The 20,663-nt window shown below is 45.0% G+C and carries 19 protein-coding genes; 12 read left to right on the forward strand and 7 right to left on the reverse strand.

What is annotated here, in order from left to right; genetic code table 11:
• Window positions 1-142 precede the first annotated feature (142 nt).
• The 7 genes from SSED_RS11355 (at window position 143) to SSED_RS11385 (ending at window position 7,137) form a co-directional block, all read left to right on the forward strand.
• Window positions 143-1,063 (forward strand): manganese-dependent inorganic pyrophosphatase, encoded by a 921-nt coding sequence (locus SSED_RS11355; RefSeq protein WP_012142517.1) that lies wholly within the window; start codon window positions 143-145, stop codon window positions 1,061-1,063.
• 243 nt (window positions 1,064-1,306) lie between these two features.
• A complete protein-coding gene (acsA, locus tag SSED_RS11360) occupies window positions 1,307-3,073 on the forward strand; it encodes an acetate--CoA ligase (RefSeq protein ID WP_012142518.1) in 1,767 nt (588 codons plus the stop codon).
• On the forward strand, window positions 3,070-4,065 hold the full coding sequence (gene pdhA / locus SSED_RS11365; protein ID WP_012142519.1) for a pyruvate dehydrogenase (acetyl-transferring) E1 component subunit alpha: 996 nt from the start codon (window positions 3,070-3,072) through the stop codon (window positions 4,063-4,065). The genes acsA and pdhA overlap by 4 nt, the downstream gene beginning before the upstream one ends.
• Window positions 4,062-5,045, forward strand: a complete 984-nt coding sequence (locus tag SSED_RS11370; RefSeq protein WP_012142520.1) for an alpha-ketoacid dehydrogenase subunit beta — start codon at window positions 4,062-4,064, stop codon at window positions 5,043-5,045. Before pdhA ends, SSED_RS11370 begins: the two co-directional genes overlap by 4 nt.
• Window positions 5,045-6,214, forward strand: coding sequence for a dihydrolipoamide acetyltransferase family protein (locus SSED_RS11375; protein ID WP_150104328.1), 1,170 nt, complete (start codon window positions 5,045-5,047; stop codon window positions 6,212-6,214). The genes SSED_RS11370 and SSED_RS11375 overlap by 1 nt, the downstream gene beginning before the upstream one ends.
• Complete coding sequence (locus SSED_RS11380; protein ID WP_012142522.1) at window positions 6,211-6,456, forward strand: acyl carrier protein; 246 nt, start codon at window positions 6,211-6,213, stop codon at window positions 6,454-6,456. The genes SSED_RS11375 and SSED_RS11380 overlap by 4 nt, the downstream gene beginning before the upstream one ends.
• A gap of 240 nt (window positions 6,457-6,696) precedes the next feature.
• On the forward strand, window positions 6,697-7,137 hold the full coding sequence (locus SSED_RS11385; RefSeq protein ID WP_012142523.1) for a universal stress protein: 441 nt from the start codon (window positions 6,697-6,699) through the stop codon (window positions 7,135-7,137).
• A 124-nt stretch (window positions 7,138-7,261) separates the two neighbouring features.
• Here SSED_RS11385 and SSED_RS11390 read toward each other — a convergent pair whose 3' ends face one another.
• Both SSED_RS11390 and SSED_RS11395 read right to left on the reverse strand, forming a co-directional pair.
• Window positions 7,262-9,685: a Lon protease family protein gene (locus SSED_RS11390; protein ID WP_012142524.1), complete on the reverse strand. Its 2,424-nt coding sequence runs from the start codon at window positions 9,683-9,685 to the stop codon at window positions 7,262-7,264.
• A 310-nt stretch (window positions 9,686-9,995) separates the two neighbouring features.
• The gene (locus SSED_RS11395; protein WP_041421651.1) at window positions 9,996-10,637 is read right to left on the reverse strand and encodes a class I SAM-dependent methyltransferase; all 642 of its coding nucleotides are present in this window, start codon (window positions 10,635-10,637) and stop codon (window positions 9,996-9,998) included.
• 258 nt (window positions 10,638-10,895) lie between these two features.
• Between SSED_RS11395 and SSED_RS11400 the strand changes: the two genes are divergently transcribed.
• Together SSED_RS11400 and SSED_RS11405 are read left to right on the forward strand one after the other, a co-directional pair.
• The gene (locus tag SSED_RS11400) at window positions 10,896-11,813 is read left to right on the forward strand and encodes a GGDEF domain-containing protein (protein WP_012142526.1); all 918 of its coding nucleotides are present in this window, start codon (window positions 10,896-10,898) and stop codon (window positions 11,811-11,813) included.
• A 164-nt stretch (window positions 11,814-11,977) separates the two neighbouring features.
• Window positions 11,978-12,643, forward strand: a complete 666-nt coding sequence (locus SSED_RS11405; RefSeq protein WP_012142527.1) for an SDR family NAD(P)-dependent oxidoreductase — start codon at window positions 11,978-11,980, stop codon at window positions 12,641-12,643.
• Between the two features lie 86 nt (window positions 12,644-12,729).
• On the opposite strand, the gene SSED_RS11410 is transcribed toward SSED_RS11405, so the two are convergent.
• Window positions 12,730-14,493: a hypothetical protein gene (locus tag SSED_RS11410; RefSeq protein WP_012142528.1), complete on the reverse strand. Its 1,764-nt coding sequence runs from the start codon at window positions 14,491-14,493 to the stop codon at window positions 12,730-12,732.
• Window positions 14,494-16,212: 1,719 nt separating this feature from the next.
• Between SSED_RS11410 and SSED_RS11415 the strand changes: the two genes are divergently transcribed.
• Entirely contained in the window at window positions 16,213-16,413 is a 201-nt protein-coding gene (locus SSED_RS11415) for a hypothetical protein (protein ID WP_041421652.1), read from the forward strand.
• A 146-nt stretch (window positions 16,414-16,559) separates the two neighbouring features.
• Here the strand turns inward: SSED_RS11415 and SSED_RS11420 are convergent, their stop codons facing one another.
• Window positions 16,560-16,817, reverse strand: coding sequence for a hypothetical protein (locus SSED_RS11420; protein ID WP_041421653.1), 258 nt, complete (start codon window positions 16,815-16,817; stop codon window positions 16,560-16,562).
• A 385-nt stretch (window positions 16,818-17,202) separates the two neighbouring features.
• The gene (locus SSED_RS11425; protein ID WP_041421654.1) at window positions 17,203-17,409 is read right to left on the reverse strand and encodes an AbrB/MazE/SpoVT family DNA-binding domain-containing protein; all 207 of its coding nucleotides are present in this window, start codon (window positions 17,407-17,409) and stop codon (window positions 17,203-17,205) included.
• 468 nt (window positions 17,410-17,877) lie between these two features.
• On the opposite strand from SSED_RS11425, the gene SSED_RS11430 reads away from it, so the two are divergent.
• Window positions 17,878-18,633: an alpha/beta fold hydrolase gene (locus SSED_RS11430; RefSeq protein WP_041421655.1), complete on the forward strand. Its 756-nt coding sequence runs from the start codon at window positions 17,878-17,880 to the stop codon at window positions 18,631-18,633.
• A 347-nt stretch (window positions 18,634-18,980) separates the two neighbouring features.
• Here the strand turns inward: SSED_RS11430 and SSED_RS11435 are convergent, their stop codons facing one another.
• Window positions 18,981-19,295 (reverse strand): hypothetical protein, encoded by a 315-nt coding sequence (locus SSED_RS11435; RefSeq protein ID WP_012142531.1) that lies wholly within the window; start codon window positions 19,293-19,295, stop codon window positions 18,981-18,983.
• A gap of 426 nt (window positions 19,296-19,721) precedes the next feature.
• Window positions 19,722-20,135, reverse strand: a complete 414-nt coding sequence (locus SSED_RS11440) for a YybH family protein (RefSeq protein ID WP_012142532.1) — start codon at window positions 20,133-20,135, stop codon at window positions 19,722-19,724.
• A 174-nt stretch (window positions 20,136-20,309) separates the two neighbouring features.
• Between SSED_RS11440 and SSED_RS11445 the strand changes: the two genes are divergently transcribed.
• Window positions 20,310-20,645, forward strand: a complete 336-nt coding sequence (locus SSED_RS11445; protein WP_012142533.1) for a winged helix-turn-helix transcriptional regulator — start codon at window positions 20,310-20,312, stop codon at window positions 20,643-20,645.
• The last annotated feature ends 18 nt before the right edge of the window (window positions 20,646-20,663 follow it).

Raw genomic sequence — 20,663 nt, forward strand, 5'->3', positions numbered from 1 at the left:
TACAGTAATCAGTTTAGCAGTAATCTTCAAGCTGGCAATCTTTTTTAGCCATAGTGTGTGAGCATGCGCTTTTAAGCACCAATTTAGGTTTTTCAAATGAGTCAGATTTGGTAGAATAGGGGGACTAATAGGAGAGTTATCAATGTCAGTTTATGTTGTGGGCCATAAGATCCCAGATTCAGATTCCATTTGTGGTGCAATTGCACTTGCTTACCTGAAAAATCAAATCGGTGAAGCATCGATAGCAGCACGACTCGGTGAGTTAGCGCCAGAAACCGCATTCATCTTAGAAAAGTTTGGTTTCGAAGCGCCGGAGTTTAAGACAAGCTATGCCGGTGAGCAGGTGTATATTGTCGATCACTCTGAGCTAACGCAAGCGCCGGACGATATTGGCGAAGCGACGATTGTCGGGATTGTCGATCATCATAAACTGGGCGATCTGACCACCTCTACACCACTTGAGTGTTGGATCCGTCCTGTTGGTTGCAGCAACACTATCATTAAGATGATGTATGATTTTCATGGTGTTGAAATTCCAGCGAATATTGCGGGCATCATGATGTGCGCCATCTTGAGTGATACGGTTATCTTTAAGTCTCCAACATGTACCACTGCAGATATTAAGTGTGTCGAAGCGCTGGCTGAAATTGCCGGCATCGAAGACTTTAAAGCGTTAGGTATGGAGATGTTTAAGGTTAAGTCTGCCGTCGAAGGTACTCCGGTACGCGATCTCGTTATGCGTGATTTTAAAGACTTCAACATGAACGGCCATCTGGTCGGTATCGGTCAACTGGAGGTTATCGACCTTTCAGTATTCGATGATATCAAAGCCGAGCTGGAAGCCGATATCAAAGCAATGAAAGCCGAAGGTGGGCGTCACAGTATGCTATTACTGCTGACCGACATCATGAAGGAAGGCTCTGAACTGTTAATTGTCAGCGATGATGCAAGCCTGACCGAGCGAGCTTATGGTAAACCAACTGAAAATGGCCGTGTATGGCTTGATGGCGTATTGAGCCGTAAGAAGCAGGTCGTGCCACCGTTGCAGGAAGCATTAGCTTAACCCATAGCGCTTAATCGACCGTTCCAAATATCAGGCCGAAGCAATTTTCATTAGAAATAGTGCTTCGGCCTTTTTGTATCTGTTGAATCACTAAGAGATAGCATTAATATCGTTTAATATTTAAGAGGTTAGAAATAAGTTGATGTAGATCAAGCAATTCAGCAGTCGTCTACCGGTTGGCTACTATACTGATACCAAGCCGTATCGCCATAGGGTCCATTCAGAGCCAGGGAAGACCTCCGTATGACTGAAACCATTGATAAACCACCTCACCGGCAAGTGACGTCAAACTTGACCGATTACCATAAGTGCTACACCTCCTTTTCTGCAGAGCCTCCTTCTGCTGTATCTGACTTATCTCATAGAGAAACAATAAATATCGCTTATGAAGCGATCGATCGTCATCTCAATACCGAGATTGAAGGTAAATTAGCCCTGCGTTGGCTAAGTAAACAAGATGAAATCGTGGATTTCAGCTATCGGGAACTAGCCGAACAAAGCAGTCGCTTTGCCAGTGCGCTTCATCGTCTGGGGTTTGAACGGGGAGCCCGCATCTTCAGCTTAGCGGGTCGTCTGCCGCTGCTCTATATCTCGGCTCTGGGTACATTAAAGTCGGGCTGTGTGTTTACCCCCTTGTTTTCGGCCTTCGGGCCAGAACCTATCCGTTCGCGAATGGAGATCGGTGAAGCAAATGTGCTGATCACAACCATGAGTCTCTATCGAAAAAAGGTTGCACCATGGTGGCGGGAGTTATCACACCTTAAGGCTATTTTATTGATAGATGGCAGTGGTGAGCTGGACGAGGGCTGTTATGCATTACCTGAGTTACTGAGTCAGGGGGACCCGCAATATCCCTGTGTTAATACCCAGAAAGATGAGATGGCACTGTTGCATTTTACCAGTGGTACCACGGGGAAGCCCAAAGGTGTCATGCATGTTCATCAGGCCGTAGAGGAGCATAAGCTATCGGCTTATTACGCACTCGATCTTCACCCATCGGATATCTATTGGTGCACCGCCGATCCCGGTTGGGTGACAGGTACCTCCTACGGCATTGTCGCTCCATTATGCATGGGGGCGACGATGATCGTCGATGAGGCTGAGTTTGAAGTGGAGCGCTGGTATCGGATCTTGCAGGAACAGCACATAACGGTCTGGTATACCGCACCTACAGCCATTCGAATGTTGATGAGGGCGGGGAGTGAAGTTAGACAGGGATATGATCTCTCGGCATTACGTTTTATTGCAAGTGTCGGTGAACCCCTGAACCCTGAAGCGGTTATATGGGGGCAGAAAACCTTAGGACTTCCGTTCCACGATAACTGGTGGCAGACCGAAACGGGAGCGATCATGATTGCCAATTATGCGAGTCAGCCAATCAAACCCGGTTCAATGGGCCTGCCTCTGCCCGGGATCACAGCCGGAATCGTTAAACGAAATGAGCAAGGTGATGTTGAACAGGTGCAGCAGCCGATGGAGATCGGTGAGCTGGCGTTAAAACAGGGCTGGCCATCGATGTTTCGCGGTTACCTGCACCAGAGTGAAAGGTATGAGCGCTGTTTTAATAATGGCTGGTACCTGAGTGGCGATCTGGCCATGCGTGATGAACAGGGCTATTACTGGTTTGTTGGTCGCGTCGATGACTTGATCAAATCATCGGGCCACCTGATCGGTCCCTTTGAAGTCGAAAGTGCACTAATGGAACATAGCAGTGTGGCCGAAGTGGGGGTCATCGGCATTCCGGACGAGCTTACCGGTGAGATGGTTAAAGCCTATGTGGCATTGAAACCGGACGTAGAACAGACTGAGCAGACATTACAGGCGCTACAAAAAGAGCTAAAAGGGTTCGCCCGTAAACGCTTAGGTGCCGCCGTCGCACCAAAAGAGATCGTATTTCGTCAGAACCTGCCCAAAACCCGTAGCGGAAAAATCATGCGTCGTCTGTTAAAGGCGCGAGAGCTTGGGCTACCGGAAGGTGATATTTCAACCTTGGAGAGTGATGAGCAATGAATCAAAAATTACGTATAGATAGAGTACATCTGATTAATCAGTTAAGGCAGATGCTGCGTATTCGTCGCTTCGAGGAGAAGTGTACACAGCTCTATGCCGAGGAGAAGATACGTGGTTTCTTACATCTGTACATAGGTGAAGAGGCCATCGCGGTTGGGGTGATGTCGGTGTTGAAACCGGAAGATCAGATAGTGGCAACTTATAGAGAGCATGGTCATGCACTGGCTCGCGGTTTATCGATGGGCAGTATATTGGCCGAGATGTTCGGTCGAATCAACGGTTGCAGCAGGGGCCGTGGGGGCTCGATGCACCTGTTCGATAAGCAAATGAATTTTTATGGCGGTAATGCCATCGTAGCCGGCGGTTTACCCTTAGCCGCCGGGTTGGCCATGGCCAATAAAAAGCAACATAGAGACGCAGTGACTGTCTGTTTCTTCGGTGAGGGCGCCGTAGCCGAGGGAGAGTTTCATGAAGCGATGAACCTTGCCGTCTTATGGAAACTTCCCGTTTTGTTTGTGTGTGAAAATAATGGTTACGCCATGGGGACGGCCTTGTCTTTGTCTGAGTCTGAAACCAACCTGGCCAGGAAGGCGTCCGGTTATGGCATGGCTTCCTCTCAAGTCGATGGTATGAATGTCGTCGATGTTGAATCGGCAACGTCATCTGCGCTGGAGCTGATAAAGACAACCTCTCAGCCCTATTTTCTGGAGTGTAAAACCTATCGCTTCCGCGGTCACTCCAGTTTCGATGGACAACTCTATCGTGAAAAAGAGGAGATCCGTCAGTGGGAGGAGAAGGGGCCTGTGATCAGGTTGCAAAACTGGTTAAAAGAAAATAATCACTTCAATGAAGAGGAGCTCGATGAGCTGGAGTCGGAGATAAAGGCCGAAATAGAGGCCGCCATCGAATTTGCCGAAGGGGGCGCCTGGGAGGATACCAGAGATCTCTGCAAAGATGTCTATAGCCCAACTCAAGAAGGAGAGCCGGGATGAATGCTCAAACCTTAACATACAGAGAAGCATTACGTGCGGGAATAGAGCAGGCCCTGGAAGATGATGAGCGCGTGTTCCTGATGGGGGAGGATGTGGGTCGCTACGGTGGCTGCTATGCGGTGAGCAAGGGGTTGTTTGATTACTATGGCGAGCAGAGAATTATCGATACACCTCTGTGTGAATCCGGATTTGTAGGTGTTGGAATTGGTACCGCACTTGGAGGGCTACGGCCTATCGTAGAGGTGATGACGGTTAATTTCAGCCTGTTGGCGATGGATCAAATCGTTAATAGTGCAGCCACATTACGGCATATGTCGGGAGGTCAGTTTAATATCCCGGTAGTGATCCGCATGGCCTGCGGCGCAGGGCGTCAATTGGCCGCCCAACACTCTCATAGCTGGGAGAATTTTTACGCACATATTCCGGGGCTAAAAGTCTTGAGCCCTGGGACTCACACCGATGCCAGGCATATGTTGGGACAGGCATTGAAAGATCCCGATCCCGTGATTATCTTCGAGCATGTCATGTTATTGAATGAGAGCGGAGAGGTCTCTGAAGCACCTGAAGCCGATATGGAAAGCGCCCTGGTACGTAGACAAGGAGAAGATGTCACTCTTATCACCTATGGGGGCTGCCTGCACAAGGCCCTGGCTGCGGCAGATGAGCTTGCCAAGATAAACATTAGTGCTGAGGTCGTGGATCTGCGCTGCCTGCGTCCACTGGACACGGATACATTCCTGGGCAGTGTTGAGAAGACCCATCGTGCCATCATTATTGACGAAGGCTGGAAAACCTGTGGTCTGGCCGGAGAGATCAGTGCCATCATCATGGAGCAAGGTTTCTGGATGCTGGATGCCCCCGTTAAACGAATCTGCACGGCCGAAGTGCCGATCCCCTATCCGAGCCACCTGGAGCAGGCGGCGTTGCCTCAGGTAGAACAGATAGTAGAAATGGCTCAAGCCATAATGGATGGGCGCTGATGGACAGAGAAAACGATCAGGTGAAAGAGATAGTTATGCCCTCCCTGGGGGCCGATATGACAGAGGGGATGCTGGTTGAATGGCTGGTTAAGCGCGGAGACCCGGTAAAGCGAGGCGATATTATCGCAGTCATCGAAACACAGAAAGGTGCGATCGATATGGAGGTGTACCACACCGGCGTCATCAGTGAAATATTACACCAACCTGTCGTTACGCTGCCTGTCGGGACGGTTATGGCGAGAGTTGAAACTCAAGCCAGTGACAGGGAGGTTGCAGCGACAATAGCTCCGCAGATTGATACAGTCGCTCCACAGATAGATACAGCAGCGGACCGCGTTGCAGCAATAGCCTCACCAATCGTTCGTAAAATTGCAATGGGGAAGAGTCTCGATTTGACAGCCATTAAGGGCAGTGGACCCAAGGGGGCCATTTTATTGAGGGACTTGCCGGAAAACACTGAGGAGATACGGGCTAGCACATCAGACCGTAAGCAGAGCAGTGGTATAACTAAGAGCATGCGCGCAGCCATCGCCGCCGCGATGAGCAAATCAAAAAACGAGATCCCCCATTTTTATCAAAGCTTAGATATCGAACTGGGCAATGCACAGGAGTGGCTAAAGAAAACCAATGAAGATAGAGCACCTGAGCAGCATATATTACTTTTGGCCCTGTTATTAAAAGCCGTGGCTAAGACACTGACGAAATACCCGGATTTAAATGGCTTTTATCAAGAGAATCAATTTGTACATGCAAAAGAGATCCATATAGGTAACGTGATCAGCATACGTCAGGGGGGATTAGTCGTTCCGGCGATCCATCATGTCGATAAACTCTCGGTTGATGAAACCATGCAGGCCATCCGCGACATATCCGCAAGGGGCCGTAACGGGCACCTGCGTAGCTCTGAGTTAACCGATGCGACCATTACCATAACGAATATGGGTGAACGTGGAACCGATACCGTATTTGCTGTTATCTATCCTCCACAAGTGGCCATTATTGGTTTTGGCAAGATAAGAGAGACACTGCAACTTGTCGACGCTATTCTTGTAAGCCGCGATGTAATGAGTGTGTGTCTGAGTGCCGATCATCGGGTTATCGATGGCATGTTAGGGGCAAAATTCCTTAATGCTTTGTCAAAACAACTGCAGAAGCCGGAGCTGTTATGAAAAATCATGAGATAAAAGCTGTTTTACTAAAGGCCATACAGGAGATAGCCCCGGAGATAGAGCTTGAGGATATTGATCTTGAGGAAGATCTCCGTGATGCATGTGATTTAGATTCTATGGACTTTTTGAATTACCTGATCGAAATAAAAAAATTAACAGGGGTGAAAATAACAGAGAGAGACTACCCAAACGTAAATACCTTCAAGAAAATGCTGGCTCACCTGGAGCAAAATATAGCGTGATAAACCCTAAAGTGACTCACATTGGCCAGGTTGGAGTTTCAATTTTCACCGTAGGCATCCTCTCACCTTACTCACTTGACCTTATGAGATAGGCAGTGTTGATGGCCTCATTGAGTCATAAAAAATATATTCAAATCAAAGGTGGACGACTGATTTTTTGCTTGGCATGATAGAGGTATAACTCATTGGTGAGCAGTGCAATGTACCTATGAGGTTCCTTTAGCACAATGGAGATAACTGATGAATAAATGTCTATATCTTGTGGGTGTGGATGGTAGCGAGTGGGGCGATAGGGCAACGGAGCGAGCCGTGCATTTAGCTAAGCAAACCGGCGCACAGGTAAAGCTGGTTTATGTCCTGAGTTGGCCGGCAGTACAACCTATGATGGTAGAAGAGGTGGCTCCACCCATTATTTTAGACCAAGACGAAGAGGAAAAGCAGGTCACAAAGAATGTACTCGAGCCACTCAAACGAAAATACAGTGGAGCAGATGTACCGATAACGACGGAGTTGGTATGGGGCGATCCTGCACTGGTGCTGCATGATTGCGCAAAGGAGGAGCGCGCCAATATGCTCTTTGTCGGTCGTCGAGGTCGTTCTCGTTTCGCCGACCTGATCCTTGGGAGTGTGGCCAATAAATTAGCGCACTGTATCGGTATTCCGCTGGTATTAGTCCCTTAACCATAAGTTGTAAGACTATTGCTAGTAGGATTTAGCTAGTAAGGCTCTAAATATAAAGACTAATTAAGCATCGATGACCTTTATCCTCTTGTCATCGATGCTGAAGAACACAAACGTCCCCCCGTTATTCTCCTTTTCTCACCCGTGAGTGCTTCTCTCTCAATTTTTCCAATCGGGCTTGAGCCATACCGAAGATAGAGTTATCGGGATATGACGCTTTTTTACCGCTGCCTTTGACATTCATTCCTGAAGGGATACCGGTCAGAAGTTCTATGGCCTGGGTGACATGCTCGATTGCCCAAATATTAAACTTGCCTTTCTTAACCGCTTCGACGACATCTTTACGAAGCATCAGATTTTGGACATTAGATTGAGGAATAATCACCCCCTGAGTCGCCTTGCGTCCTTTGATGGCACAAACATCGAAGAAGCCTTCGATTTTTTCATTGACGCCGCCGATAGGTTGAGCCTCGCCAAATTGGTTCATTGAGCCTGTAATAGCGATATCTTGTCTGATGGGCTGTTGAGAGAACGCCGACGCCATGGCACACAGTTCCGCCATCGAAGCGCTATCACCATCGACGCCGCCGTAGGACTGCTCGAAAGTGAGGTGAGTCGTCAGGGGGATCTTAGCCGTTTTGCCTAAGATAGAGGCCAGATAAGCCGAGAGGATCATCACCCCCTTGGAATGTAAACTGCCACCGAGTTCGACCTTTCGTTCGATATCGAACACCTTACCCTCGCCATATGCCGTGGTTGCGGTTATCCGGTTAGGCGCGCCAAATTGGTGATCTGAAGTCGCAATTACAGACAGGGCGTTGACCTGCCCGATGGCATGGGCCTGAGTACTTATCAAGGTGGTACCATTGACAAAACTCTGCATCACATTGTCTTTGAGACGGCATACCCTGAGCTCATGATTATGCAGTGCCTGATCCACATGGCTGGCGCGGATCATATTGGCCTTAACCGCACGAGCGCAATAGTTAGACTCTCGAAGCAGATTGGCAATATCGGCGGAATGCAGAGACAGTTTGTTTTGATCATCGGCCTGTCGGGAGCTGAATTCTATAATGCGCTTTATCGCACCACGGTCGCAATGAAGCATCTTATTACCGTGAATAATACTCGAGATAAATTGTGCGTATTGTGCTTCTGATTTTTGTGTGCGTGGCATGACGTCTTCGAAGTCTGCGGTAACCCTGAATAGCTCACTGAACTCAGGGTCGTAGTGTTGTAGAAGCTGATAGGTCTGATAATCGCCAAGCAAGATAATCTTGATATCTAAAGGGATAGCCTCAGGATCCAATGAGATAGTCCCTGATAAGGTGACTTCACGTTCGAGTGAGCTCAGGCTGAGTTTTCTCGATCTTAATGCGCGTTTAAGCCCATCCCAAACGTAGGGTTGTTCGAGTACCTTAATCGCGTCGATCATTAGCACGCCGCCATTGGCTTTATGCAGGCTTCCGGGTCTGATGAGTGAGAAGTCAGAAAAGATGGTGCCTTTGAAGGTCGCATTCTCTATGTAGCCAAAAATAGAGTGATAGTTAGGCGTCTCCTCAATGTGGATCGGCATCTTCTCAGTATCTTGGCCTACTAATACATTGATCTGATAACGTCTTGGCATCTTCTTGTCGAGTGAGGCGTAGGAGAGTGCCAATTGCTCCTCGTTCTCTTCAAGGAAAAGGTCTAAATTATCAATAACATCTTTGTGCATGCCAGACAGATAGCTTTTCACTGCGGGTAAGCTACTGTATTTATCTTTTAACTTATCGGTGAGGTGAGCCAATACATCTTGAGCGACCTGCTCATCATGCTTGAGCTGCTTTTCGGAATACTCCTCTTCCCAAACCGTAAACTTCCTGACGATAACCCTGAGCTTCGACTCCAGTGAGGTAATGGCCGTCTCTAACTTATCTTGATTCTTCTTAGGCAGCTGAGCGAAGGATTCTTCTGTATAGGGTTCCTCACCATTCATGGCGACCAGTTCATAGCTACCCTGCGGGGTAATAGTCAGGCTGATACTGGACTCTTTTGCCTCATTGGTGAGCCCCAGCAAAGCGGACTCCTGTTTCTGGGCGAGTAACCCCTTGAGTTTTTCGGCGCGGGAGTAGTACATTTCGTTGTCAAAAGCGAGCGGCAGGGCTTTGACTAAACGTAACATGAGCTTCTCTATGTCTTTTTTTAGCTCCATTCCAGTGCCTGCGGGCAGTTTCAGCACTTTAGGCGTACGGGCCTCGTCGAAATTAATGACATAACACCAGTCATATAAGGTATGCCCATTACCATTTGGTTCGTGGCGGTTGAGGTAGCGCAGTACCATAGTGCGCTTGCCTAAGCCATTACGTCCGATAGCATAGATATTGTAGCCTTTATCCTTCATGGACATCGCAAACTCAACCGCTTGTTGAGCGCGTTCCTGACCCACTATTTCATTGATAGGGCTTAAGTTTTTGGTGGATTTGAATTCAGGAGCGAGATCCGAAAGTTCAGATGTTCGGTAGAGCTGGTCACTACTAAGAGGGGAGACAAGAGGAAATGTTTTCATAGGGAGAGTACCTCATATATGACACTTGTTATTTTAAGTGTAGGCATGAAGATTTTAAATTTCAGTAGTTTATTGCTGTTGTTTGCAAAATTAATAACAATTTTTGACCGAATGCCTACTTTATAAACAGATATACGCAGTTAGTTAGAAATTAGTCGACAATAATGTGCAAAATTCAACTGCGGATGAGTAAGAGTTAACCAAATTATGAAAAATTGGGATTCAGATCAGTAAGAGACTTAACCAGTGTAGTCGGTATTTGACAGAACGATTGATGACTTTGTCAGGGTTAATGTTTGCTGCAGTTTGGTTAACTTATGCGGTTAACAGATTGGTCCAATTTATAGCGAAAAATGGGCGAGCGATAAAGGTCGTCTAAACGGACCTCTTTTTCGGCCTTTCGAGATGGAAGCGCGAAGTTATTACTGATGACAAAGTCGGGGTTACATCCACAGTGAAAATGGGGAGTGTCACTAAATAAATGCTTGGAGTTGACCTTACTGAGACTGGACGTTGATGTACATAAATCTTTTTTCGATTGTGTATCGATAAGGAGATCTAACTTTGACATGCCATCAGGATAAAGGTAGCAAAGCAGCACCGATGCCCCGGATAGATCGGCCTTCATAAAATCTTGCCGATACAGATTCAAGTTATCTAACCTCATTAGCCGCTTAACCGATAAACTCACCAGATAAGGTAACAGAGAGAGTTCGTAGCCGACAACCTGACGCTTAGGAAATTTGGTCGCCATACGGATGACTAAGCTTCCCCAGCCCGAACCAAGATCATAAATGGGGCCATCGCCTGTGTGTTCGGTTAGTTTGATCATGGCTCTATACGCTTTTGTCGAACTGGGCATCGGCGAGATCCCGACACGTATAGTGGTCCAAACTATCGTCATCGCCAAAAAAAGAGCGACTAGCAATATGGCAATTTCAAACAGAGTCATGATATCTCATCTAAGTTAACAAGCTTAAGTAAGTGAAGGTTAGCTCGGATAATAACAATAACTTAGAAAGTAATGTTGATAAATAGATACACAAGCATGGATAAAACATGGCAGAAACCGATGAATGAGCGATAAGTATGACTTAAGGAGACACAGGTATGATAACTGTGTGAAAAACGTACAGAAAACTAGCGGTTATTGACAGAAGGGAATACAATTGAATTGTATAACAAATACAGTATTAGAGAATGTCGCTAAATGAATATGGATAGTTCGTTAGACTCTGATCTCATCACCTATCTGTCAGGCAATAACCCTATGTTGCAATGTCTGATAGATACGCTACCTGTGCCTATTTTTTATAAGGATAAAGTTGGGATCTATCTTGGGTGTAATCGTGCCTTCGAAGATTTTATCAAGATCGAGCGTAGTCAGCTTATCGGGAATAATGTGTTTCAACTCTTCGACCGAGAACTGGCCGAGATCTATCATAGTGCCGATCAAGCCCTGTTCGATAACCCCGGAATACAGAATTATGAAGGTATGGTGCGTTCAACCCAAGGGGATGAACGCTATGTAAAATTTCATAAAACCAGCTTTGAAGATAACAATAATGAGGTTGCGGGTCTCATTGGGATCATCTTCGATATTACGGCTCAGAAACAACTAGAAAGTAAGCTGACTGAACAGGCCACTTATGACTCTCTCACCGGTTTGTACAATCGCCGGGAAGGACTCAATCGGGTGGGGGAATTATATGAGTTAACCCGGCGCAATAAGATGCCCTTAGCCGTATTAATGCTGGATGTGGATCATTTTAAACGAGTCAATGATCAATACGGCCATCAGGTAGGCGACCAGGCCCTTCACTTTATTGCCAATACCTTGCGACAAACCAGCCGTAAGTCAGATGTTCTGGTCCGTTATGGCGGCGAGGAGTTTCTTATATTTCTCCCCAACGTTGCCGAAGGTGATGCCATAACGTTCGCAGAGCGCTATAGAACGGCGCTGGCCAAAAAAGCGATGAGGCTGAGTAAAAGTCAGCGACTACACCTGACCGTGAGTATTGGTATCTCATGTTACAGACAGCAAACATTAACCGACCTTATTCATGAGGCGGATATAGCCCTCTATGAAGCTAAGAGTCGTGATAGGAATACTGTCTGTAGTTATTGATGCGGCGCCTGAACTTGGTAGATGCAATAAAGCACTCATTATAAGAATTGGGCGGAACCTATTCTGTCGTCACAAAAAATAACTCATCCTGGCTAGATTTCTTTGTAGTCTTGCCCCATTTATGTGACTATTTTTATCCGAATAAGTTAAACAGTGAGTTATCCATGATTGTCATTACCGGTGCCAGTAGCGGACTAGGGGCTGCCCTGGCTAAGCTGTACAGCGAAGAGGGGGCCGAGCTGTTAATCTCTGGCCGTAACGAACAACGTTTGCGTGAAGTCTCAGATCCTTTAAGTGATAAAGTCCAGTCTAAGACGGCGAACCTGAGTCGTGCCGACGATATAAAAGCCCTGTTTGATACCTGCCTACACACGCCGAAATCCATCATTCACTGCGCCGGTAGCGGTTATTTTGGTGCCCTGGAAGATCAAGAACCCGATGCTATTAACGCTTTGATAGAAAACAATGTAACGTCGGCAATCATGCTTTTACGTGAAGCGGTGAAGCGCTACAAAGAGCAGGCTGTGACGGTTGTGATTGTTATGTCGACGGCGGCTCTGGCGGCTAAGGCGGGTGAGTCGACCTACTGTGCGGCTAAATGGGCGGTACGGGGATTGGTTGAATCTGTACGCCTGGAGCTCAAAGGAAGCCCCATGAAGCTAATTGCGGTTTACCCCGGGGGAATGGCAACGGAATTTTGGCCCTCGAGTGGAAAGTCATTAGATACATCCGGCTTTATGAGCGCAGATGAAGCGGCGACCATGCTTAAGCAAGCGCTGGTTGGAACCGAGCATGGCTATGTGTCTGATATTACGATTGCCCGGGGTTAAAGGCTAGTGAATATCCGGGGGCTATAAAAAAGGCTGGCACCTGGTGCCAGCCTCGTACTTACTTTTGATGATTTGGTGAAATTTAGTTAGTTACACTGATGTGGATAGGAGATGTTATCCACATATTCGATGGAGCAACTGGAATCGCAAGGATCACATAGGTTACGCTCGACACGTTCAACATCGTGACAGAAATTACAACCTATACCAGCGCTGCCTTTCTCGACATGATTGTGCATTCTATCCCAGGTGCGCGGTAAGTTTTTACTGCCATCATGGCACTGAGCACACACTTGCTCTTTAGGTCCTTTGAGTTTGTACCCTAAGGCATCGAGCTTAGAGTCAGTAGTTAAATCAAGATTTTCTTCATGGCACTGACTACAAGCCGCAACATCACTTGCCGGGTTAACACCATGGTTTATCACCTGATAAGTATCGGTTTCTATCCACTTGTATGGTTCATTCACAGGGTAGCCCATGTTAACCAGACCAGCCTCGATAGCTGCAACTGCGTCACCGGAACCTTTGATATATTCGAAGGTATCGAGTGCAATCATACGGTCGTCGGCAACCGTCATTGGCTGAGTCGCTGTCTTGTACTTGAATGGCATTAACTTACCATCCGATACATCACCTATAGGACGAGAAGTCGGATAGCGTCCGGTGGCGGGATCCACAATACCCAGATCATGCAGCAGGTAGTTATCACTCTTACGATTCCAGAATCTCATCTCCGGAGTCTGGTTTGCCAATTTATCGGCATGGGGGTGACCAGCACCGGAAACACCATCGGCTGGTGTACCATCATGATGGAAACGCCAATCTCTGTGCATCTCTGTAGGTACATGTGAAGGGTCACCAAGATCTTTTGCATAGGTTGGAATGTGACAGGATTGACATGAAACTCTTGCCACATGACGATCGGGCTCATCACGACGTCCAGAGCTTGCATGTCCTGAACCAGAGTCCATTCCGACGTGACAGGTACCACTGCTACATGTCACCTCAGCGCCTCTGACTATATCATCGGTAGGGCGCAGATCTGAGCCTTTACCTATCACTCTATGGCTATCAAACTTGTGGCAATCCTGACACTCCAGGTTAGCACCGGCGACATTCATATGAACATCGAAATGCATGTCTGAGTTCGCCATTAAGGCCGAAGATATATCGCCGCGCTTCACACCATCACCACCACCGGCGTAGGCATGACACTTAAGACAGTTAGTTCTGCCAGGGGCCGCGATGTTCTGAACGTAACTATCCAGATCGACCTGTGCAGTACCATCTGATGGACCCATGCTACCGTCTGGTTTTCTTACACGGTTTAGGGCGTAGTCTTTGTTATGACACATCAAACAATCGACATTGGCGTTGGTATCACCTTCGCCAGGCTTAATACCGCGGCCAGCATGACATGAACCACAAACCGGCCAGTCACCTTCGATGTTGATGCAATAGCTGTTTACTGCGTTGGTAAGCTTACCCTGTAGGGTACCACCCTGGTTTACCATGTCAGGTGTATCACCCGTCCATTGATAGTGAGTAGAGCCAAACATCTCATCATACTGAGAACCACCAACCCCACCGTCGTGACAGTTTATACAAGCATTTGGGTAGTCGGTCCAACTCAGATCTGAGTGTGGGTTAGAAGCATTACAGCCATTAACGGGTTCGACGTCACAGACGCCACATGAGTTGAGCTCCCAGACCAATGAGTTGTTATCGTTACAATCTAAACTCGATTTGTAACCATCTCCATCATTGTCTACAGGTTTACCGGCGCTAACCGGAAGAGCAAGGATTAAGGCAAGTAAGCCTATATATCCTGATACTTTAGTTTTACTCATCACTGCACTCCATTTTTATTTTTTATATAATGGTATTTATGGATTAGACCACTACGCCAAAAACAGATTAATGCCTTTTTATGCTAAGAGATGTAAATATCACCTCATAAAACAAGGGGCTTTCTATAAAATTTTTACTGTTTACAACAGTCACTCGAAGCGCCTTAGATTTATTCAGGATGCACTTAGTCGAAAGACATGATCCAACGTTTGTCTCTTCCAAAATTAAAACCGCATTGAACGGTTATGTTTGTCGGCAGTTTACTTATATTACAGAGTGTAAGCCGACGGTTTTACACTCATGCTTAATTGGTGTTTTTGTTGAAGCTAATATTCCACTCAAAGTTAACGAATATTAAAATAACGATTCATGTTTACGCTGGTAATTACATTTAACAAATTTGTTACTTCATTTTAGTTCAACTTACATGAACGATTCAGTTTGTTTTATGAGCTAGATCTAGTTTTTAGAAAAACGTATAAGATTTTTTTACTACAGCTTTCCCTTAATTAATGAGGTGCTTGTGCGGGCGTGTAGGAAATACTAAATACAGCGTAAGATCGACTGTTTCCTACCAGTATATTAATAAGGCTGATGTTAACCAGATCAAGAAGTGAAGGCTTTCTTGTTGTTGATGTCCTCTCGTGTGTAGGTTGCTGTTTTTAATGTGATAAGTTTGACTGCGGTTGGATGTGGGCTCTTACTGTGGAGTTGGTCACCAAATGCTGAGTAACGTGATATAGGTTATCTTTTAGGCCCGAATGTCAATTTAATCACAGAGATTATTATTCGAATAAAATAGCGAGCTTATCGCTTGGAGAAGTTAAGTTAGAGGTTAATGCTTTTAGAGGTGCTCTATGTAAAACGTCTATTTCTTTAAGGTTGTAAGAAGGTTGTAGATAAAGTGAAGTTTAGGAGAGATGGCCAAATTGGCGTGTTTTAATTACAGTGTTTACGCACAGGGCAATGAATAAAGGTTTAGCAGCTAGTGAAATGTTTAAAGCTGAAACTTTGTATTGTGATATGGCTGGCTAATTACTCCTCTGGGAATATAAATCCGCAGTAAAATCGTAAATGATAAATGGGTTAATTAGCAGTGAGGGCTGCTTATATTTATCAACGAAGTAGACCTCGTTATAAAATGGAGTATTCACTCTACATATGGGGTGTAAGTAGAACGATTAACGTCATTTAGTTTTTAATTTATGTTAACGGGAAGAGTTGAACCATTAATGACATTGTGGTGGAATTAAAATAAAATGTTTTGACCATGCTTAATCTGAAATTTGAAGTTTTATCACTGCTTAAAGGGGAGGGCTAGTAACTAAGCTAAGCTGCCTGGTAAAGGTAGAGTAGAGACAATTAAGTTAAAAATCACCCGATAGACACAAGGCAAGAAGAGAATAAATAGCATGCCTGCCATAAACATCAACAAACTTACCACCAACAGCAAGGAGACAAAGATGTTGGATCTGGTACTACACTGATAACCGGTTTTAATGTGGCTAAACTATCTATCTGCCAGCACCTTTTTTGGGTTAGTGCTAAATTGACCACGACTAAACTTTGATCTTTCAATTAGCGATCGTTTAAACTACCTATTATCTACCTGGATACGGCTGTACAATCTGCAACTCACAGAGTTAAACCTCTTTGGTTTAGTTCAGGATTAACTGACTACACTGGCCGATACAAGATTAATAACAATACGAGATTAAATGCAAACTTCAAAAATTGATCCAATGACACTGGATTACCTTCTCAAATTAAGAAGAGCACAATCGCTAAACACGTTAGAGACGATGACCGAGGCATTAGAGAGAGATAATCCCTTAGCCAGCGCTCAAGAGTCGATCGCTCAGGCATGGGTACTGCGCGAAAAAGAGATTAAATCAGGCGTGTTAACCAGCATCGCTTAACAAGTAAAGTTTGCTTAAGCTGGTTCGTTCAATGAAAGAGTGAATGAAAAAATCCACTTCGAAGCGCTCGATGAAATGTTAGTCGATAGTTTTATCGAACAGGAAAAGCCAGTTGGAACGTCAACTGGCTAACAGAAGCGGTTATTTTAAATCAATTTCCAGACTTGGAGTTCAGGGTTGTCGTAGCCTTTCTCTAATCTTTTGTCGAGCTGTCCAAGTAGTTGGTTGAGCTTTTCAATGGATGGAGAATCATTATAGTCCGCTATACACTTCTCCTTTATCTCAATAGTCCGAAAGCGACCTTGTTGGAAGCTGTCTTTTTTCTCATAACTTCCACCCCCTGTGTATTGGTATTCACTCACAAACTCGATAATGTCCATAAGCTCATCAAGTAGTAGTTCCATTTATACTCCTTACAAATCATAAGCGCTGAGTTATTGGTTTAAAAGTATTTCAGAGTCTCTATGAGTGTAGTCCACTACGGAAGCTGTAGGCCTATATGTCTTTTAATATCGATGTCCCTTCACTTAGAGCCTTATGGTATTTTGCTATTAAACCAATAAGTTAAGTATGTCGACCTCATGTGGTTGATGTAGACATAAGCACTCCGGCGTAGTTGATAGCTACAGCGTATCAAATACACGTTCAAGCAGTATCGCCCAAATGTAAAGGCGTGTAAAAACGAGACTATTGTTTATGCTGCGGAAAACAGCTCTTGAAATAAAGGGCTCAAGTATGGTGCGCCCCAAAGATTACAATAAACAGTAATGGGGTAGTGGTTACTCTATTTCATGCGTCTTCTTCGTGCATATAGTCTTCGATTAGGGTCATCTGCTCATCGGCTGTTCCATTGTTTATGGCCAGCCGATAGTTGCCGTCAGGCATAGCTTCCAGAAATAGGCTTTCGCCTTTATGGAGCTTGAGCTGGTCGAGCACATCGTGTGGCAGCTCAACTCCCAACCCCGTACCCACGGCACGTATCTTAAGTTCAGTCATTATCGTTATTCACTTATATCATCCGGCATTCTTATGTATGCCTGTTATGCCAGTAGCAAGAACAAGTATATGAATTAAAATTATAGTAGAACCAGCGGGGAACGATACATAACGGAGTTATACCAATCGGTATAAAGATGTGATCGCTCAGCGAGAATTTAGCGCTTCTGAGGCTAGGCAACGAGTGAAGAGCATAGTTATTCTACGTTTAAGCTCGTTAACACAGCATCGAATGCGCTAAAACTCGCCTTTCAGGAGTGTTTTTGGCTGCCTAATTCTGCGTTGAATGACTTCAGAAGGGAGCACCATTCCCACACCAATTATCGATCGGTATTATATCCATGGTTATGATCGTATGTGGAACCGTGACTATTCCTAATCCTTGGTCAGTGCCCTAATATGTATAGAATAGGAACCGCCTGGAAGGGGAAGTGACGCTTGGTTAGCACCTGGAACAGTAGAAGTAATATGCCGATAACGAAAAAATCGATCTCCTTTGTATTGATCAGAGGGTTATTCAGAGAGCAGAGACATTGGGGGAGATTCCCGGCCCTTCTATCTAAAAAATTTCCTGATGCAGATGTTATTTGCGTTAATATTCCAGGATCTGGTCGGCGAAATATGGAACTGTCTCCAATCTCTATCGAGTCGATGGTAGATAAAATCAGAGAAGATCTTGGTGATAGAAGTCCTGTCAACATCATAGCCATCTCTATGGGAGGCATGATTGGCTTGCGGTGGGCTGCAATGTACCCGGATGAGATCAATAGCGTGATCTGTATAAATACCAGTGCCAAAAATTATTCCGGTTTCCATCATAGGTTAAGTCCGAAAAATTATTTTAAAATCATCAAGGCTGTATTCTCAAATGTGGAGCGACGAGAGAAGGCTATCTATAGTCTGGTTTCAAACCGGAGTGAAAGCACCAAAACAATCGATGATTGGATTAGTTATGCAGAGGAGTACCCAATCAGAAAAAACAACTTTTTCAGGCAGTTATTGGCAGCGTTCAGGTTTGACATCACAAGGCCTGTGAGTTGCAGACTGCTATTTATATCATCCCTCAATGATAACCTGGTTAGCCATGATGCTACTAAGGCAATAGCGGATAAATGGCATGAGCCATTGCTTGTGAATACGGTTGCCGGTCATGATATACCACTGGATGATCCTCAATGGTTATGTGACAAGGTAGAGAGCTTCCTAACCATGTCTTCATGTTAGAAATAACGCTCAATCTTTTTAGACTGTTTGGTTCCTAAACCACTTATAGGCAAATAGTAGGTAAAAAGTTGACTATACTGAACTATGAAAAGCGTTTCTTAGAGCGTGATAGGGTTGTTAAGTTTATAGGATATCATGACTCTAAGTTCAGCAACCGTGTTAGTTTCTGGGCTTACAGCGCGGTCAACGAGGGAAGTAGCAAAACCCTGAAATAGCTAGCCCCCGACGCGCTTTTCACTCACTTTTCTTAAGGCCTGCTTCTTAGCAGGCCTTTTTTTGCTGTTTTAAAACAAGGTCTTCCTGGTTTAGATAGTGAAAATAACAGTACTGATAGAGCCGCTAACATGTTACTGCTTATTCTCGATCATGATTCTACAGTTAGCCATATGAGCGATGACCTCAGTATTTTTACCTGACAACTTGTAGGTAAGTATGTCCCCCTCGATCTGATAGCTATCGACAATGTGTCCCTGGCCTTTACCGGTACAGTTGACTCTGATATTTGTGCCATCTGTTGTCTCTTCGACAATAACCGGGAAGTTTCTATCCAAAGCAATATGAGAACCCGCAATAGCTAAAGCTATCATCGATCCAATAAGGATTGTATTGAAGGTATTTCTTAGGCGTTCATTCATTTTGTCTTCAATATTTACTTGTGTCATTCTTCTGCTCTCATTCAGTTTTAGCCAAAATGATGTTTCTGAACTAACCCTCGGCCAAAGTACGGCTTAATCAACTCTCATTTCTTTCGGTCTAAAAAATGAAATGGTCATAGGTAAAAAGATTTCGTTAAATCAAGATGTTACACCATTAAGCTTAAGTGGGGATTAATCTCTTTTGATCTGCTATCTATGAACCGGTTATTAGCCACTTAATGAAGCTATTTACGGGTAGATGTATCCTATAGTTTCACTGAACTTGCCGCAGGCGACATAGCGAAGTAGTAATTGCTGCATAGCTGTAGGAGAGGTTTTACATGTGTTGCCATTGCTGTCGGTGTTGTATACGCCGCCAATCTTATTCCTGCTGTAAACATTGAACATTGAACAGTGCACTGTTCAATTGGTTCTTAGGTGGATGGATAGTTCTTAGAATCCATGTGGATTATCGATGACATAAACCCAGCCTCCATCAATGTACTTCATCACTTCAAGAGCCATCCCTGTTTGTACATTAGGAATTTCCCAATCTGAACGGATAAGTGCAAGATTACCGTTGATGTGAATCGAAGTGGCGTGTGTGACCATGGTAACATCGCCTTGCATATAACCAGTTAGAACCTGCGATATTGCTTCTCTGCCTTTGGCTAGATTGCCTTCAGCGTCTAAGACGAATACCGCATCTTCATGGAATAACGTGCTTAACCCTGCAACATCTTTATTTGAGAAATACTCTGCAAAGAGTTGGTGTAATTCATCAGGTGTTTGCGGTTTTGTATAATCTGTTGATGCATAAGAGAAAAGAGATATTGTACTTAAAATTACGAACCATACAGCTTTCATAATATGTCCTCAGTTGGATGTTTTTGATGTTGAAGTTATAATATTGAAGTAAGTATCAAAAAGAAACTAGGTACTTAAAAGTAACTAACTACCTATAAGTAACTAACTTAGATAACCAAGGTGGTGATTAAGTGTCAGTTTGATGCTTTCAAAGCAAAGATGAAGGGAAGTAGTATGAGTGAACAAGGCAAGCAACCCGAAGGCTATTGTAGTGCAGACAAATACTTAACCTTGATCTCGACAAAGTGGACGGCTCATATTGTTTGGTTAGTGGGTCAGCATCATGAAATGCGTTTTGGGCAGATAAAAAAGCAGCTAGCACTCGTTTCTAGCAAAGTATTAAGTGAACGATTGAAGCTGTTAAATCAAGAGGGGTTCGTGTGGCGAAGACAAGAAGAAACGGTACCCTTGTCCGTGTATTACGGATTAACGCCAAAAGGCGAAGAACTTTCTGACATTATCGATACGATCGTAAAAAAATCTGATGACTGGGACCAGTACAAAGATTGAGTTCGAGAAACCACATAT

The organism is Shewanella sediminis HAW-EB3, assembly GCF_000018025.1.
GTDB lineage: Bacteria > Pseudomonadota > Gammaproteobacteria > Enterobacterales > Shewanellaceae > Shewanella > Shewanella sediminis.

What these genes read in the sequence shown, in the direction of transcription:
- pdhA (WP_012142519.1), top strand. Translation starts at nt 3,070, where the DNA reads ATGAATCAAAAATTACGTATAGATAGAGTACATCTGATTAATCAGTTA.
- acsA (WP_012142518.1), top strand. Translation starts at nt 1,307, where the DNA reads ATGACTGAAACCATTGATAAACCACCTCACCGGCAAGTGACGTCAAAC.
- SSED_RS11400 (WP_012142526.1), top strand. Translation starts at nt 10,896, where the DNA reads ATGAATATGGATAGTTCGTTAGACTCTGATCTCATCACCTATCTGTCA.
- SSED_RS11390 (WP_012142524.1), bottom strand. Translation starts at nt 9,685, where the DNA reads ATGAAAACATTTCCTCTTGTCTCCCCTCTTAGTAGTGACCAGCTCTAC.
- SSED_RS11380 (WP_012142522.1), top strand. Translation starts at nt 6,211, where the DNA reads ATGAAAAATCATGAGATAAAAGCTGTTTTACTAAAGGCCATACAGGAG.
- SSED_RS11410 (WP_012142528.1), bottom strand. Translation starts at nt 14,493, where the DNA reads ATGAGTAAAACTAAAGTATCAGGATATATAGGCTTACTTGCCTTAATC.
- SSED_RS11375 (WP_150104328.1), top strand. Translation starts at nt 5,045, where the DNA reads ATGGACAGAGAAAACGATCAGGTGAAAGAGATAGTTATGCCCTCCCTG.
- SSED_RS11420 (WP_041421653.1), bottom strand. Translation starts at nt 16,817, where the DNA reads ATGGAACTACTACTTGATGAGCTTATGGACATTATCGAGTTTGTGAGT.
- SSED_RS11415 (WP_041421652.1), top strand. Translation starts at nt 16,213, where the DNA reads ATGCAAACTTCAAAAATTGATCCAATGACACTGGATTACCTTCTCAAA.
- SSED_RS11430 (WP_041421655.1), top strand. Translation starts at nt 17,878, where the DNA reads ATGCCGATAACGAAAAAATCGATCTCCTTTGTATTGATCAGAGGGTTA.
- SSED_RS11435 (WP_012142531.1), bottom strand. Translation starts at nt 19,295, where the DNA reads ATGACACAAGTAAATATTGAAGACAAAATGAATGAACGCCTAAGAAAT.
- SSED_RS11440 (WP_012142532.1), bottom strand. Translation starts at nt 20,135, where the DNA reads ATGAAAGCTGTATGGTTCGTAATTTTAAGTACAATATCTCTTTTCTCT.
- SSED_RS11445 (WP_012142533.1), top strand. Translation starts at nt 20,310, where the DNA reads ATGAGTGAACAAGGCAAGCAACCCGAAGGCTATTGTAGTGCAGACAAA.
- SSED_RS11385 (WP_012142523.1), top strand. Translation starts at nt 6,697, where the DNA reads ATGAATAAATGTCTATATCTTGTGGGTGTGGATGGTAGCGAGTGGGGC.
- SSED_RS11405 (WP_012142527.1), top strand. Translation starts at nt 11,978, where the DNA reads ATGATTGTCATTACCGGTGCCAGTAGCGGACTAGGGGCTGCCCTGGCT.
- SSED_RS11355 (WP_012142517.1), top strand. Translation starts at nt 143, where the DNA reads ATGTCAGTTTATGTTGTGGGCCATAAGATCCCAGATTCAGATTCCATT.
- SSED_RS11370 (WP_012142520.1), top strand. Translation starts at nt 4,062, where the DNA reads ATGAATGCTCAAACCTTAACATACAGAGAAGCATTACGTGCGGGAATA.
- SSED_RS11395 (WP_041421651.1), bottom strand. Translation starts at nt 10,637, where the DNA reads ATGACTCTGTTTGAAATTGCCATATTGCTAGTCGCTCTTTTTTTGGCG.
- SSED_RS11425 (WP_041421654.1), bottom strand. Translation starts at nt 17,409, where the DNA reads ATGACTGAACTTAAGATACGTGCCGTGGGTACGGGGTTGGGAGTTGAG.